Here is a 15009-nt window from a genome sequence, read left to right as displayed (position 1 = left end):
TATTTATAATAAGTGAACAAGCCCTGGCAAATAGCCGGGGTTTTTTTTAGGTTTAGGAGAAAGCATGTTTTTTTACAAAGTTGCACAAAAAGTAATGTTTCAAATGGATCCAGAAGTAGCGCATAACATCGCTATTGGAAGTTTAAAAAACACTGGAAACAACCCTTTAAACCTATTTTATAGTCAAAATGTTAGCGCTGCTCCAGTGACTTGCATGGGTATTACATTCAATAACCCTGTAGGCCTTGCTGCAGGCTTAGATAAAGACGGTGAGTCGATTGATGCATTCCATGCCATGGGTTTTGGTCATGTAGAAGTCGGCACTGTCACTCCTCGTCCACAACCAGGTAACGAGCAACCACGTTTATTCAGATTAAAACCAGCGAAAGCGATTATTAATCGTATGGGTTTTAACAATAAAGGTGTTGATAATTTAGTCCGAAACTTAATGGCTAAAAAGACAGACATTATTGTTGGTGTGAATATTGGTAAAAATAAAGATACTCCGGTTGAAGAAGGCAAAAACGATTACTTAATTTGCATGGAAAAAGTTTATCAACATGCAGATTATATTGCGGTTAATATTTCATCACCAAATACACCGGGTCTTCGTACAATGCAGTACGGTGAATTGTTAGATGATTTATTAAGCTCGCTAAAAGAAAAGCAAGCAGAGCTAGCTAAGAAGTATAATAAATATGTTCCAGTTGCATTGAAAATAGCGCCAGATTTAACCACTGAAGAAATTGAGAAAATTGCTGAGTCATTATTGAAAAGTAAATTTGACGGCGCAATTGCCACAAACACCACATTAAGTCGAGATGCTGTGGTTGGCCTTGATAATGCCGATGAAATGGGTGGTTTGAGTGGTAAACCGTTAACCGATCTTTCAACTAAAGTGATCAAACAATTAGCTGAATATTTAAACGGTGAGATCCCAATTATTGGCGTTGGCGGAATTAATAGTGCAGAAGATGCTTTAGCTAAATTTGACGCAGGTTCTCAATTAGTTCAGATATATACTGGCTTTATTTACCAAGGTCCTGGATTAATTAATGATATTGTAAAAGCCTATAAAGCAAAATAAGATCTGAATAGTTTAAAAACCAACCAAAGATCCTTTTTTTAGATCTAATAAAGTTATAGCGATCGAAATAACGATCTTTCGATCGTTGTAACTTTATGATCTTTATATCAAAAATATTCAATAATGTTTTGATATTGTCTGAAATATAAACTATTATCACCTTGTATTCTTATAATTAGGTACTAAAAAATGTTATTAATGCCAAATAAGGACTGGCAGTGGGAATATAATGAAGACTATAAGCAATTAAGTATTTCATTAGGTTCCGAGATGGAGTTCTTAACCCCATACAAAACTAAAGCACTCATTCCTGATGCATTAATAACATCGGAATTTAGTGTCGATCACGCTAAATTCTATATCAACTTGCTTGAAACTCTTCCAAAAGTTATCAATATGTCAGATGCTGCTGTTGTTCAAACAGCACTAAATGCAACCGCTGCGCATTTTTTGTTAAAACCACAAATGCCTAAATCTTGGTTTTTTGAAATAAGCCAAGAATGTGTTTATTGTGAAGTCGGTAAGTTATTTAACCTCAATGCTAATGGTACTCGCGTTTTAGTCATGGTGGTTGAGAATAGCCTACAAGCTGCATTAGTGATGGTACTGTCTAAAGAGTGTCCATTATCTGAGAGCAAAACTCTGCAGCAATTTGAAACAATTAAAGTGATGCATAATAGACTTAATCCGCTTAGAAAAGCTCAACTTGTGGTTGCTGCATAATCAAATAGAATTGATTCTTCGAGGTTAGCTTCTTTAATATTGGTTTCTCTAACATTGGTTTCTCTAACATAGATTTCTTTAACATCGTTTTTTACAACATTAGTTTAGGCTTCACACTTTAGCGAAGCTTATCTATTATTGTTTTAGAAGCTATAAAGTTTAACTATTCTATATCTATTTTGCTGTATAAGATGACTTTGCAACAAAGTTTACTTCTCACAACATTAACTCCTTTCATCACTTATTTTTAGTCAGATGCATGTCTTACTGAGCAACTCTTGTTATTACTCATCGTATAAATGCCTAGAATAGCTAAAATTCAAAACCTATTACTTGATGTAGTTATGAGCTTTAAAGGTTCGTTTTAGTATAATCATGTCTATATGTATTAATGAATATCGCTAATCTTTGAAATGTTAAATTTAGCTGGTAAGGTGAAAAGTCATAAATGTTGGAATACTAAAAGACCATGAAGATGAATATATTGATTAAACCAATTGTTGCAGAACAAGATAGCGAAGTTGCATTAATTATTAAAACCGTTGGCAAGGAATTTGGTGCGATTGGCGAAGGTTTTGGACCGTCAGATCCTGAAGTAGAGCAAATGAGTCAGCATTATCATTACAATAATAAGAGTATCTATTTAGTGGCATCGTTAGATGGGAAAATTTTAGGTTGTGGTGGCGTCGCTTCTTTCAATGAGTCAGAAGATACTTGTGAGCTTCGTAAGTTATTTTTGCTACCCGAGAGCCGTGGATTAGGTATAGGCATGCAACTCACTCAAGCTTGCTTGGAATTTGCTGAAGATATGGGGTTTAAACAATGTTATTTAGATACATTAACCAGTATGACCGCTGCAATTAAGTTATATGAGAAAGTAGGTTTTGAGCATCTTAACCAACCTCTGGATGGTACCATTCACGGTGGCTGTGATGTTTGGATGCTTAAAAAGTTTAGTACAGATTCGGGTTGTTAAATGGCGAGTGATCTTTTACAACGTTCCCTGTACTCCTTCATCCATTGCACCAATCTTTAATCGAAATTCACAACTCTCAGATAGATTGTCATTACAGCGTGTTCTATTAGATTATTTCCAAAAAAGATTGTTTTCGATAACTATTTTATGATTTTATGATTTTATGGTCAATTATTGCTACCTAATTTCAGTTGTCCTACAATCAAATTAAACAAGTATAACCTTAAAATAACTCAGGGAATTATATGTTCGATTATTTGAAAGGCTCTGCCAAAATACATCGTTCAGAATATACCTTTTGGCGCTTTAAACACTTTCACATTTACCAAGTCATGTTGCCTTATTCGGGGTTTGTGCTTTCAGTTATTCCGATATACCTGTTATTTGGTTATTTTGACTATCAGCACTTACAGGAAGATGCGTGGCTAGCAACAATGACCCGCCTGTTTTTTTCTTTTTTATGTGTGGCACTTTTATTATTATTAAAACGTTATTCGCCAAAACATTTAGATTTAGCTGAATTAACTTTAGTGTTATGTGTTTATTGGTCATTGACTTATATTGGCCAAATGGCAATGCACGGAGGGGATTTTAACTATCAATCGGGCGGTATATTGGTCATGGCTTATGTCGGCGCCTTGTCACGCTTGCCGTTCAAAGCCAGTTTTATCGCACTTACATTTATGGCAATTTGTTACGTATGGATGATATCTCCTTTAAGGTTAGAGCATGATTTTGCAGAAGAAATAGATCGTTTATCTATCATGTCGGCTATTTATATCATGTGCCTTATTGCTTGTTTAAGACGAGAGTCTGAAACACATACAAGTTTTGAACAATATTCACAAATCCGCAGTCAGCAACTTAAGTTAAAAGCCAGCCAGCGTAAATTATCGCTACAAGCGGTAACCGATCCATTAACCGAATTAAAAAATAGACTCTACTTAACCCAAAATGCAGCTCTATTTGTCCAAAATGCAAAGCAATCAAAGCAAGGTATGAGTTTACTCATGATTGATATAGATAACTTTAAATCAATCAATGATGTATACGGGCATCAAGTGGGTGATAATGTGATTTATGGTGTTGCACAAATCATCAGGCAGCATTGTGGACGTTATACAGGGATGAACATTCGATATGGTGGGGAAGAGTTCTTATCGGTATTCCATTGCTTTAGTGAGTCAGAGCTACAGCAAATTGCGGAATCAATATTAACCGACGTAGCAAAACTCTATTGGCCTGATAAAAACTTAAGAGTCACCGTTTCTATTGGTTTAGCTACCAACAAAAATCAGTCATTGAATATGCATGAGTTAATTAATCAAGGCGATAAAGCTTTATACCTAGCGAAACAAAAAGGTAAAAATAGAATCGAAATATATAGCGATAAGCCATAGTTTTAGCTCTAGTTATAGCCCTAACCCTAACCATAAAGCGGTAGCAGCGTTTCTGTTTTAATTTTCTTCATTTAAGCATTAATATCTAATATAAAATATTATTGTCTAATTAAAGAATAACTAACCATGACGGGCAGTTAAGTACTTGCGAGATGTAAATACATCAACTACTTTTACTGAATAGTAACTCTTTATATTACAAATTTTTCGTTGTTAAATTAGATGGTTAACACTAGTAATTATCTCAATTTTTATGCCTCTTTGATGTTTAAATTGTTGCATTAGTTGTAGTGTGAAAAACAGACTAGATCTATCGATAATATTTTTATTTAGATATTTGTAGCGTTAAACCCTAAATAATTCCCATATATGGTCGATTGTATAGGTGTGGTATTTCTAAACTTAATTAAGTGGTATTTGATCTGGGAAGCCTCACAGTGATCACGCATGTGATCTAATCCCTATTATAAGAATACGGTGATATATCATGAATGCTGTCTATCTTTTCTTTCGTAAAACAAGCATTGCAAATCGCTTACTAGCAATGATTATCGTGGCTGCATTTGCCACTATCCTAATGTTCTTCTTCGCTTTTAATCGTATTGATAATGTTCTAGTACAAGAAAAAGAATCGAAGTTAACTTCTTTGGTTGGGGTAGCGAGTTCAGTTATTTCGCAGTTTCATCAGCAGTCACAAGAAGGAAAATTAACCGAGGCTGAAGCAAAGGCGGCGGCAATAACAGCGCTAAATGAACTACGTTATTCTGGCAATGAGTATTTTTTTACTATCAACCTTGATGGGATAATGGTGCAGCATGCTTTCGCTAAAAAATTAATCGATACTAACGTGTTATCAATGCGTGATCCTGATAATGTTCCTTTATTCCAGTTAATGATTGAACGTACAAACTCCGCTAAGAATGCCACTGTGAATTATATGTGGAATAAGCCAGAACAAGATTCACCTAGTCCTAAAATGAGTGTGGTAGAGCGTTTTCAACCATGGGGATGGATTATCGGAACCGGCATTTATATCGATGATATCCAAGCTCAAAAGACAGAATTTGCTATGCAATATTTAATACTTTTATTGATTGTATGGTTGCCAATCATCATTATTTTGTTTGTCATTACTCGCAGTATTGCTGAACCCATGTCGCAAACCATTACTGCTTTTGAGAATATTGCTAAAGGCGAAGGGGATTTAACATTAAGGTTGTCTGAAGCTGGTCAAGATGAATTAAATCAAATCGCGCAAAATTTTAATATTTTCACTGATAAAATTCAGAAGTTAGTGACCTCGGTCGCGGATTCTGTGTCAGAGAGTCATACCCTGGCTAATGATTTATCGACTATTTCTTCACAGGCCAATCAAATATCTTCCAACGTGCAAATGGAAACTGAAAATGTCGCCACTGCAATTAATGAGATGTCGATGACAGCAGCTGAAGTGGCATCAAACGCCCAAGCTGCAGCATCAAGTGCTAATGTTGCTGATAGCGAAGCGGATAAAACGGCTGAGATTGTTGATAATGCGATAGTGAAAATTGGTGATTTATCCACGGAACTTCAACAAACTGAAACTGTAGCGAAAGGATTAAAGGTCAGTTCCAGCCAAATAGGGCAAATATTGGATGTTATTGTAGGTATTGCGGAACAGACTAACTTATTGGCTCTGAATGCAGCGATTGAAGCAGCAAGAGCAGGTGAAGCTGGTCGAGGTTTCGCAGTTGTAGCTGATGAAGTAAGAACATTAGCGAGCCGAACTCAAGATTCTACCCGCGAAATTAATGGCATTATTGATGCTATCAGAGAAGCTATTGAAAATGTTAACCAGTCAGTCGAACGCGCGATAATGCAATCTGATGAAACGGTGACAGAAACCCAAAAAGTAGAAGCTGCACTCAATTCGATTAAAACAGCGATTGGTGACATATCGCAAATGAACATTCAAATTGCTGGCGCAACTGAAGAGCAAAGCGCTGTTATATCTGAACTTAATATGAACATTACAAGAATCAATGACATGTCTGTTGAAAATAAAACTCACAATGAACAACTTTCTAATAGCAGTATACAAATAGCAGAAGGTTCTACTCAATTAGAAAGTATTGTTGGTAATTTTAAAGTCTAATGGCTTTTTCGAATACTCAGCTTTTGTGTCATTGATACAAATTTTATATCAATGACAGGATTAACTGTAAAAGCTAACTCGCTTTATAAAAGTCATCACTCACTTAGGTCATATGTTTATCTGGTATATTATTTTAAGTGAGTTTAACGATAGGCAAATTGCTACAGCGGATATTGATGATTATATTTAAGATAATTTAATGCTGTATTTTAGAAATTTCATTTTCCCAAAGACATCAGTTTTATCTGAATAAAATATAATTAATATCTTCAGAGTTGAGTGAATAACTTACTTTGTATTCATTTCTCATCTTGTTTTAATTTCAACATAATACTTAACACATCTTGATAAGAGATTTTGAACTCTCTAGAAAGCTGAATAACTTTGGCTTTATATGTCTGAATATGCTCTTGTTTTACGAGTTCGGTTTGCTTTTCTTCAACTAACTCAGAAACGACTTCCTCAAGAATTTTGATACGACGTAAGCTGTAATCTAAAGAAGACAAATAGGTCTTCATTTGAACTCTGTTACGAGCATTCTCTAAACTCTTAGTGGTACGATTTTCAAAATCTAATTCATCGAAAGCATTAATAACATTTTGTAAATTAATATCTGTCATATTGAAAACTACTTAGAAAGGTGGGTTAATGAATAGCAATAAGGATATTGCAGTGTTTTCATCCATGAACAATCAACTATAGCGACAGTCTATTCAGATTAATGAATTGTTTCAATAGCTATACACGTTTATATTAATGATAGTCTTATTAAATTAGTACATGGAGTGTGAGATGTTAGATTTATTGCCTGATTTATTTGATTATTACGAAGATAAACTGACTTTGGTTCAATCGAATTGGAATACATATGGTGGTAAAACTATTTTCTATGGCGAAATAGTGACGGTTAAGTGTTTTGAAGATAATTCAAAAGTTAAATCAACATTAGCCAGTTCAGGTAAAGGAAAAGTCCTAGTCGTTGATGGTGGCGGTGCATGCCGACGTGCGTTATTAGGTGATATGATTGCTGAATCTGCAGCAAATAATGATTGGGAAGGGATCATTATTTATGGCGCAGTGCGTGATGTTGGCACCCTTGCTACTATTGATATTGGTGTTCAAGCACTTGCGAGTAACCCAATCAAAACCGATAAAAAAGATGTCGGCCTAGTGAATGCGGATATTGAAATCGCTGGAGTCACAATAAAACCTAACATGATGGTTTATGCCGATAAAAATGGTATAGCAGTCTCTGAAAAACCTTTAGATTTAATGGTATTAAGCTAAACTCATATATAGAACAGAATTTCTCATTAAATTTCAATTTGCTTACAAGGATGCAAACATGAAGGCACTTAAATGGCTATTAGGTATTATGGCTAGTTTGATTTTAATACTGGTTGTGTATTTAACGGTATTTTTTGATCTCAATAGTTTTAAACCACAAATTGTAGATGCGGTAAAAGAACAAACTGGGCGTGAGTTTGCTATTAAAGATGATTTAAGTTGGAGTTTCTTTCCTTCTATCGGCATTAACTTGGGCGGAATAACATTGTCCAACCCTGAGAACTTCGCCCCAGCGACTTTTGTTGAAATCAATGAAGCGGTTGCCAATGTGGCATTGATGCCGCTATTAAGCCAAGAAGTTGAAATTGCCATGCTTTCATTAGATGGTTTGACACTTAACATGGTGACAAAAAAAGATGGCGCTAACAGTTTAGATGGTCTTAGTGGTGACAAGTCTGCCACAGAACCTAAAGAAGAAGCCGCACCTTCAGAAAAAAGCGATTTGCAACTTCAAAGCCTACAAATCGGTGGCGTATCAATTACCAATACTAGGATTAACCTCATTGATGAGACTAGTGATACCAAACAAGTCTTCATGTTAAATAGCTTAACCTTAGGTGAATTCTCGTTAGGCAATGCTGCTGATTTTGCTTATGATTTTTCAGCGCAGATGCCTGATATGACGGTAAATAGTAACGGCGAAGGCCAATTGACTGTGCAACATGATTTATCGAAAGTGATGATAAGTGGTTTTTCTATCAATACTGATGTAGCCGGTGACAGTATCCCCAATAAGAAGTTATCAACCCAACTAGTCACTGATATTAATGTTGCACTTGATTCGCAAACGCTTCAGGTTGCAATTAGTAAGCTGTCAGCAATGGATATTAATGCTACTGGTGACATCAAAGTGAACTATGGCAATAAGATCCCGAAAATTAATGTGCAGATGGATTTTGGTGATATAGACCTTGATTCCATAATGCCAGCAAGTGAACAAACTGAAACCAAAGAAACAGAGCAAGTTGCTTCAACAACACCTGCCGAGGAGCCCGATTTATCGGCGCTTAAAACGATTGATTTAACCTTAGGCATGACGGTTAAGTCGATAAAGGTTTCAAATTTATTAACTCAAGACTGGAAAATGAAAGCGACTGTGAAAGATGGTATTGCTAATCTGAGTGATTTTTCAGCTAATTTGTACGAGGGTAGTATCACAGCTAAAGCAAAACTTGATGGACGCCAAAAAGTGGCAAGTTACAATTTCGAGCAAACGCTTTCAGGGGTACAATTCCGTCCGCTATTAAAAGATGCTGCTGATATTGATTTAATTTCTGGCGCTGCAAATTTTAATGTCAAAGGTTCTGGTAAGAGTTTAATCCCTGACAACTTGAAGAAAAACCTATTAGCAAATGGTGATTTTGCTATTGCTGATGGTTCGCTTTACGGGGTGAATATTCCGCAAATGATCCGTAGTGCTCAAGATAAGTTAAAAGGGGATTTATCAGCTAAAAATGATGAAGAACTCAAAACTGACTTCACCAGTTTAACCGGTTCTTATTCACTGAAAAATGCGGTATTTACTAACCCAGATTTATCAATGGCTTCGCCATTAATACGTTTAGCTGGTAATGGTAGTGCCAATATTGACTCGCAAACTGTTGATTATAAACTTACGACATCTGTCGTTGGTTCACTTGCAGGTCAAGGCGGTGGCAGCGATGCGTTAGCTGGTGTGGATATACCTTTAACCATTAAAGGCAGTATGCAAGACCCTAAATTTGGTATTGATACTAGCGCGTTGTTTGATGCTAAGTTAAAAGGTGAAACTGATAAGCTAAAAGATAGCTTGTTTAAAAAATTAGGAGGGTTTTAATGAAACGTTTTATAGGTTGCTTAAGTTTACTGTTAGTAGGTTGTAGTGCGACAAGTACCGATGTTACAGCACAAAACAGCAAAGAGGCAGCAGCAGAGGTAAAACCCGTAATGCAAGCCAAAACAATTATGTTAGGCGCTGGAGTCTCAACAATGGCTGAAACACTGTTAGTCGGTTTTTTAGAAGCTAAAGAATATACCGATCCAAGTAAAGCAATGTCATTGACACATACAGTCACTAACAGCCAAAGTCGTAGTGTTAATCTACGATTTAATTCGGGAATGACAGCTGATTTGTGGTTATACGATCCTAAAGGGCAAAAGGTATGGTCATCATCGCAAGATATGATGTACACCCAAGCGTTAAGAGATGTGACGTTAGCACCAGCACAAACGATTAAATCTAGATTCAGTGTTCCTGCTGCGATTATGGAAAAAGTTTCAGGCCCTGGTTATCGCTTTGAAGTAAAATTTGCAGGTAAAGCCGAAGGCAGTAGCTTACCGTTAATCAATGCAGGTTCAACGCCGCTTATCGTTAAATAAAACAGCTTATTGAACTGATTTAGTATGCATGAAATAAAAAACGGCCAGTGATTTCACTGGCCGTTTTTATTAGTTGTGCTATTGAATGTTATAGAATGTGGTATTCATCGACAATCATCACTTCAGTAGATTAACACTGTTACGCGTTCACTTTACTCACATCAACAACGAGTCTTAACATTTGACCTGGTTGAATGTATTTAGTGTTATGCAGCTTATTCCACTTGATTAAGTCATCGACTGAGACATTAAACCGATTAGCGATACGTGCTAAAGAATCCCCTGAACGCACTTTATAATTAACCGTACGCTCTGTGGCATTACTAGACGTTGCACTGCCAATCGTCAGTACTTTACCTATGCTTAATGCGCCATTTTTAGGTAATCTATTCCAGCGAATTAACGCATCTACAGAGACATCAAACTGACGTGCAATAACCCATAATGAATCGCCAGACTTAACGGTATACGTCATCGCTTTAGGTGTTAACTGGTTTTGTGCTAATAGCTCATCGGTTGTTAAATCAGCCCCTTCAGGTGGAACTGGAATTATAAGATATCGGCCAGCACGGATATTGTTGTTCTTTAGGTTATTACTAGAACGGATAAACGAGGGTGAAGTATCGAAACGTTTCGCAATGTGACTGACCGTATCACCAGATTGAATTTTATAGCGATGCCAATTTAGCTTTGATTTTAGATCTAATTGGGCAAGCTTTTGCTCAAAAACATCTTTTTTGTCGTAAGGCACAACCAAAGTATGGGGACCATCAGGTGATGTCGCCCAGCGGTCAAGCCCAGGATTTAAACTTTTAAGCTCATTAATATTCATATCTGCTAAATCAGCAGCAAGCTTTAAGTCCATCTGACTTTGGATATCAACGATGGCGATATGAGGTTCATTACTGATAGGTGTTAGATTAATGCCATATTTTTCAGCATTTTTAATAACGTCAGATAAGGCAATTAACTGCGGGACATAGCGCTGTGTTTCTCTAGGTAATGATAAAGCCCAAAACTCTGTGCTTTTACCTGCAGCTTTATTACGGCGCACTGCATTATTTACACGGCCTTCACCAGTATTATAAGCTGCAATGGCATACAACCAGTTCTCGCCTGTACGGTCGTACAGGTATTCAAGAAAATCTAATGCGGCAATCGTTGCAGCTGGCACATCACGGCGACCGTCGTACCACCAGTCACTCTTTACGCCAAAATGATTGGAGATAGGTGAGGTTAATTGCCAGAGTCCAGACGCAGCACTTGCTGAATAAGCTGAAGGGTCGAATGAGCTTTCTACAATAGGTAATAATGCGATTTCGATTGGCATATCACGCTTTTCTAGCTCTTCTACAATGTAATGAAGATATGGTTCAGCACGTTTTGAAACAATTTCCAAGTGTCTAGGGTTAGCCAGATACCAGTCACGATACTGATTAACCAGTTTATGATCATCTATCGGCATTTCCATTTGTAGGCTAATACGCTGCCATACATCGGTAATTTCAACTGGTTTTTCAACTTTTACGATAGTATCTTCAGGCTCTACAGGCTTTTGAATAGCAATCGGCTCTGGGGTCGGTTTTGGTGTTGTAAGAGTTTGACAACCTGTTAAAAAGGCCATTCCACCAATAAAAATATATAAAGATTTGTGCATCAAAAACAATATTCCTAAGTCTTGCAAAACAGGCTTAACAAGGTTGTAAGCCTAAAGTATTGGTCAAAATTAAAGCGGCATTGTAGAGCAAAACACGCTTAATGTCTTTGCTTAGTTACGTTTGCTTGGCTTTGTCAGTATTTTTAAAAATTATTTTTCCATTGTCTTAATAGGGTAAATGTCTGTAAATCGGTCGGATTCTCTACATTAAATTGTTCAGAAATAGATTGTTTGATTTCTGTACAATTACTTCTTAGAAATGGATTAATTGCTAATTCTGTTGCAATAGTAGTAGGGATTGTTGAAATGTTGTTCTCTCTTGCCTTGTGAACTGACTGTTGATATTGCTGCAGTGCACTATTATTCGGCTCAACAGCGATGGCAAAGGCTAAATTTGCTTGGGTATATTCATGGGCGCAATAGACTTTTGTATTTGCATTTAAGGATGATAGTTTCGCTAAAGAAGCCCTCATTTGTTCAGCCGTTCCTTCAAATAATCGTCCGCAGCCGCCACTAAAAAGGGTGTCGCCACAAAATAAGGTGTCCTCTATTGAATAAGCAATATGACCAAGGGTATGGCCTGGCACTTCGATGACCTTAACAGGGCTGCTTATATGGGGTAGTGACATTGTCTGATCATGTTCGATTAATTGAGTCAGACCACTAATTGTTTCTTTGCTAGGGCCATATACCGCTAACTGCTGTTGATGAGCTTGCTGTAGTTCAGCGATACCACCGGTGTGGTCAGCATGATGATGGGTAATCAAAATACCCACTAATTCTAGTTTATTGCCTTGAGCATCAGCTTGATTTAAATAGGTTAATACACTCTGTGCACAACCTGGGTCGACCACATAAGCTTTGTTAGAATTAACTTGATGGAAAAGCCAAATATAATTGTCATTAAAAGCTGGGATGGTAATAACTGAGAGCATGAAAGCAACCTTGATAATAGATGAAGCTACAGATTAACGGATTATCTTAGAGACGCCAAATAATGGCCTGCTACTTGAGAGTCTTGTATACCTTATCTGAACAAATTGCCTTGATTGAATCATCTATTAAAGCGGAAATACAGACTAGAAATGAAGAGCATATGTTGATACAGAATTGGTATTGATCGTTAAACTTTGAGCGGCTCGCATGTTGGTAGCGAAAGTCCAGAGATTCGAAAATTCAGCTTAATTTACCTACTGCTCTCAATAGCATAATTTATTGAATCGCCTTAGGGACTTTAGTTCAAAAAAATTCAAAAATCGTTATACTCAAGTGAGGCGTTACAATCTTAAAGGGTTATTGTTCATGTCAAAAAATGAGAAACCGCAGCAATGGCATCAATTACCTTGTGGTGATGAGATCCAATTAGCAGTTGAGCAGCAACTGGCTAGTTGGTGGCCAAGAATATTCGGTTATCATTTACTTAAACTTGGCCCTCTTAGCCATCAAATCTCCAGTTTACACTGCAACATTGCTCGTCATTTTTCTATTCACGATGGAGAAGGAGCATCAATCATTGCTGACCCCCACCATTTACCGCTCAATAGTGGTTCTATGGATGCGGTATTAATGAGCTTTCTTATAGAGTTTGAACAAGATCCTTACCGGTTACTTAGGGAAGTCGATAGAGTGATGATCAGCGGTGGTTATATCTTTATTTGCGGGTTTAATCCGGTGAGCACTGCATTTATTGGAAAGGTTATGCCTAAATATCAAACAAAACTTCCTTGGTCTGGACAATTCTTCATGCCTGCAAGGGTCAAAGATTGGCTAGGGCTTTTGGGTTATAAAATATTGCAAGATGAACGATTTATATATCATCCACTTATTGGCGATATTAACCAAGGTGCTTGGTGGCAAAACCGAATTGAGCGATGGCTTCCTGGTATTGGCAGTGTTTATCTTATTGTGGCGCGAAAAATGGAGTCACCTTTGACACCGATTAGAGAAAAGAAAAAAGCGCGGGCACCTCAATGGGCGCCAGCATCAACAGCAGGTAGAACGGGTCATTCAAATAAATTAAATAACCCAAACTAAGTTAAATTTATTCAGGCTTATAGTTTTCATCTTCTTGCTCCGGTTTAGCTTCTGCAGCCCACCTAGCTAAATCATCACAGCGTTCATTTTCAGCGTGTCCAGCATGACCCTTAACCCAGCGCCAATCCATTTGGTGAATTTGACTGACTGCATCGAGGCGTTTCCATAAATCGACATTCTTAACGGGTGTTTTAGTGGATGTTATCCAACCTCTTTTTTTCCATCCGTGGATCCATTGCGTGATCCCTTGACGCATATATTGGCTATCACTCGTTAAAATAATATTACACGGTTCATATAAGGCTTCTAATGCTATGATTGGGGCTAATAATTCCATGCGATTATTAGTGGTCAATTTAAATCCGTCAGACAATTCTTTGGTTTGCTGCTTATATTTCATTACAATACCGTATCCGCCAGGACCTGGATTACCCAGACATGAGCCATCAGTATAAATTTTGATTTGTTTTAGTTCTGACATCAAATTGTTACCATACAATACGTATTAATTGCGGCAATTATACTTAAATACACAACTATTAATTGAGTTACCTATGAATATTATTTCTAGCGCAAGTCGCCAGGTTATTTTAGATACAGAAACAACGGGTATGAACCAAGCAGGCGGGCCTGTTTATATTGGTCACCGCATTATTGAAATTGGTTGTGTTGAAGTCATTGACCGTAAATTAACCGGTAGAACTTACCATCAATATATTAACCCTGGTCAGCTTATTGATCCTGAAGCAATTGAAGTACATGGCATCACTGATGAACGAGTAGCAAAAGAGCCTCGTTTTCATCAAGTAGCCCAAGCATTTATCGACTTTATTGATGGGGCTGAAATCGTCGCACATAACGCGCCGTTCGATATCAGCTTCATGGATCATGAATTTGCAAATCTTCAACCCATCGGCCCCAAAACTGCTGATATTTGTGGCATTCTCGATTCATTAACCGTTGCAAAACATCTTCACCCTGGGCAAAAGAACAACCTTGATGCCCTGTGTCGTCGTTATGGTATCGATCTGTCTCGTCGTACCTATCACGGCGCGTTATTAGATGCCGAAATTCTTGCAGATGTTTATCTGATCATGACGGGCGGACAAATTAAATTTAATTTGTCCAATGAAAAAGCGGGGCAAGAGGGTGGTGGGATACAATTAATTGATCAAAATGAGTTTAATCTTAAAGTGATCTCAGCTACGGCCGATGAATTAGTATTACATGACGAACGTCTTGATTTAGTCAAGAAATCGGGGAAGTGCCTCTGGAGAGGTGAAGCCTAAAAAT

14 protein-coding genes are annotated in these 15009 nt (G+C 37.2%); 10 read left to right on the top strand and 4 right to left on the bottom strand.

What is annotated here, in order from left to right; translation table 11 throughout:
• Positions 1 to 64: 64 nt before the first annotated feature.
• From pyrD to L2737_RS07455, 5 genes are all read left to right on the top strand, one after another.
• Complete coding sequence (pyrD, locus tag L2737_RS07475; protein ID WP_102528743.1) at positions 65 to 1087, top strand: quinone-dependent dihydroorotate dehydrogenase; 1023 nt, start codon at positions 65 to 67, stop codon at positions 1085 to 1087.
• Positions 1088 to 1276: 189 nt separating this feature from the next.
• A complete protein-coding gene (locus L2737_RS07470; protein ID WP_248955319.1) occupies positions 1277 to 1810 on the top strand; it encodes a cell division protein ZapC in 534 nt (177 codons plus the stop codon).
• A 475-nt stretch (positions 1811 to 2285) separates the two neighbouring features.
• Complete coding sequence (locus L2737_RS07465; RefSeq protein WP_248955318.1) at positions 2286 to 2786, top strand: GNAT family N-acetyltransferase; 501 nt, start codon at positions 2286 to 2288, stop codon at positions 2784 to 2786.
• A gap of 245 nt (positions 2787 to 3031) precedes the next feature.
• Complete coding sequence (locus tag L2737_RS07460; RefSeq protein ID WP_102528746.1) at positions 3032 to 4186, top strand: GGDEF domain-containing protein; 1155 nt, start codon at positions 3032 to 3034, stop codon at positions 4184 to 4186.
• 487 nt (positions 4187 to 4673) lie between these two features.
• Positions 4674 to 6320 carry a methyl-accepting chemotaxis protein gene (locus tag L2737_RS07455; protein ID WP_248955317.1) on the top strand — a complete coding sequence of 549 codons (1647 nt, stop codon included), beginning with the start codon at positions 4674 to 4676 and terminating at the stop codon, positions 6318 to 6320.
• 299 nt (positions 6321 to 6619) lie between these two features.
• On the opposite strand, the gene L2737_RS07450 is transcribed toward L2737_RS07455, so the two are convergent.
• The gene (locus tag L2737_RS07450) at positions 6620 to 6940 is read right to left on the bottom strand and encodes a hypothetical protein (RefSeq protein WP_248955316.1); all 321 of its coding nucleotides are present in this window, start codon (positions 6938 to 6940) and stop codon (positions 6620 to 6622) included.
• 172 nt (positions 6941 to 7112) lie between these two features.
• Between L2737_RS07450 and L2737_RS07445 the strand changes: the two genes are divergently transcribed.
• The 3 genes from L2737_RS07445 to L2737_RS07435 are packed head-to-tail and all read left to right on the top strand — an operon-like array spanning position 7113 to position 10025.
• Entirely contained in the window at positions 7113 to 7607 is a 495-nt protein-coding gene (locus L2737_RS07445; RefSeq protein WP_248955315.1) for a putative 4-hydroxy-4-methyl-2-oxoglutarate aldolase, read from the top strand.
• Positions 7608 to 7665: 58 nt separating this feature from the next.
• Positions 7666 to 9483 carry an AsmA family protein gene (locus L2737_RS07440; RefSeq protein ID WP_248955314.1) on the top strand — a complete coding sequence of 606 codons (1818 nt, stop codon included), beginning with the start codon at positions 7666 to 7668 and terminating at the stop codon, positions 9481 to 9483.
• Positions 9483 to 10025 (top strand): BsuPI-related putative proteinase inhibitor, encoded by a 543-nt coding sequence (locus tag L2737_RS07435; RefSeq protein ID WP_102528751.1) that lies wholly within the window; start codon positions 9483 to 9485, stop codon positions 10023 to 10025. Before L2737_RS07440 ends, L2737_RS07435 begins: the two co-directional genes overlap by 1 nt.
• 139 nt (positions 10026 to 10164) lie before the next feature.
• Here the strand turns inward: L2737_RS07435 and L2737_RS07430 are convergent, their stop codons facing one another.
• Together L2737_RS07430 and gloB are read right to left on the bottom strand one after the other, a co-directional pair.
• Positions 10165 to 11682, bottom strand: coding sequence for a LysM peptidoglycan-binding domain-containing protein (locus tag L2737_RS07430; protein ID WP_248955313.1), 1518 nt, complete (start codon positions 11680 to 11682; stop codon positions 10165 to 10167).
• A 143-nt stretch (positions 11683 to 11825) separates the two neighbouring features.
• Positions 11826 to 12617 (bottom strand): hydroxyacylglutathione hydrolase, encoded by a 792-nt coding sequence (gene gloB, locus L2737_RS07425; protein WP_248955312.1) that lies wholly within the window; start codon positions 12615 to 12617, stop codon positions 11826 to 11828.
• Positions 12618 to 12984: 367 nt separating this feature from the next.
• Between gloB and L2737_RS07420 the strand changes: the two genes are divergently transcribed.
• The gene (locus tag L2737_RS07420; protein ID WP_248955311.1) at positions 12985 to 13716 is read left to right on the top strand and encodes a class I SAM-dependent methyltransferase; all 732 of its coding nucleotides are present in this window, start codon (positions 12985 to 12987) and stop codon (positions 13714 to 13716) included.
• A 7-nt stretch (positions 13717 to 13723) separates the two neighbouring features.
• Here the strand turns inward: L2737_RS07420 and rnhA are convergent, their stop codons facing one another.
• A complete protein-coding gene (gene rnhA / locus L2737_RS07415) occupies positions 13724 to 14197 on the bottom strand; it encodes a ribonuclease HI (RefSeq protein ID WP_102528755.1) in 474 nt (157 codons plus the stop codon).
• Positions 14198 to 14270: 73 nt separating this feature from the next.
• On the opposite strand from rnhA, the gene dnaQ reads away from it, so the two are divergent.
• A complete protein-coding gene (dnaQ, locus tag L2737_RS07410; protein WP_248955310.1) occupies positions 14271 to 15005 on the top strand; it encodes a DNA polymerase III subunit epsilon in 735 nt (244 codons plus the stop codon).
• Positions 15006 to 15009 lie beyond the last annotated feature (4 nt).

This window comes from Shewanella electrodiphila, assembly GCF_023283985.1.
Lineage (GTDB): Bacteria > Pseudomonadota > Gammaproteobacteria > Enterobacterales > Shewanellaceae > Shewanella > Shewanella electrodiphila.
The sequence above is the reverse complement of the archived record's forward strand: the minus strand, read 5'-3'. Positions and strand labels throughout refer to the sequence as shown.

What these genes read in the sequence shown, in the direction of transcription:
- pyrD (WP_102528743.1), top strand. Translation starts at nt 65, where the DNA reads ATGTTTTTTTACAAAGTTGCACAAAAAGTAATGTTTCAAATGGATCCA.
- L2737_RS07470 (WP_248955319.1), top strand. Translation starts at nt 1,277, where the DNA reads ATGTTATTAATGCCAAATAAGGACTGGCAGTGGGAATATAATGAAGAC.
- L2737_RS07465 (WP_248955318.1), top strand. Translation starts at nt 2,286, where the DNA reads ATGAATATATTGATTAAACCAATTGTTGCAGAACAAGATAGCGAAGTT.
- L2737_RS07460 (WP_102528746.1), top strand. Translation starts at nt 3,032, where the DNA reads ATGTTCGATTATTTGAAAGGCTCTGCCAAAATACATCGTTCAGAATAT.
- L2737_RS07455 (WP_248955317.1), top strand. Translation starts at nt 4,674, where the DNA reads ATGAATGCTGTCTATCTTTTCTTTCGTAAAACAAGCATTGCAAATCGC.
- L2737_RS07450 (WP_248955316.1), bottom strand. Translation starts at nt 6,940, where the DNA reads ATGACAGATATTAATTTACAAAATGTTATTAATGCTTTCGATGAATTA.
- L2737_RS07445 (WP_248955315.1), top strand. Translation starts at nt 7,113, where the DNA reads ATGTTAGATTTATTGCCTGATTTATTTGATTATTACGAAGATAAACTG.
- L2737_RS07440 (WP_248955314.1), top strand. Translation starts at nt 7,666, where the DNA reads ATGAAGGCACTTAAATGGCTATTAGGTATTATGGCTAGTTTGATTTTA.
- L2737_RS07435 (WP_102528751.1), top strand. Translation starts at nt 9,483, where the DNA reads ATGAAACGTTTTATAGGTTGCTTAAGTTTACTGTTAGTAGGTTGTAGT.
- L2737_RS07430 (WP_248955313.1), bottom strand. Translation starts at nt 11,682, where the DNA reads ATGCACAAATCTTTATATATTTTTATTGGTGGAATGGCCTTTTTAACA.
- gloB (WP_248955312.1), bottom strand. Translation starts at nt 12,617, where the DNA reads ATGCTCTCAGTTATTACCATCCCAGCTTTTAATGACAATTATATTTGG.
- L2737_RS07420 (WP_248955311.1), top strand. Translation starts at nt 12,985, where the DNA reads ATGTCAAAAAATGAGAAACCGCAGCAATGGCATCAATTACCTTGTGGT.
- rnhA (WP_102528755.1), bottom strand. Translation starts at nt 14,197, where the DNA reads ATGTCAGAACTAAAACAAATCAAAATTTATACTGATGGCTCATGTCTG.
- dnaQ (WP_248955310.1), top strand. Translation starts at nt 14,271, where the DNA reads ATGAATATTATTTCTAGCGCAAGTCGCCAGGTTATTTTAGATACAGAA.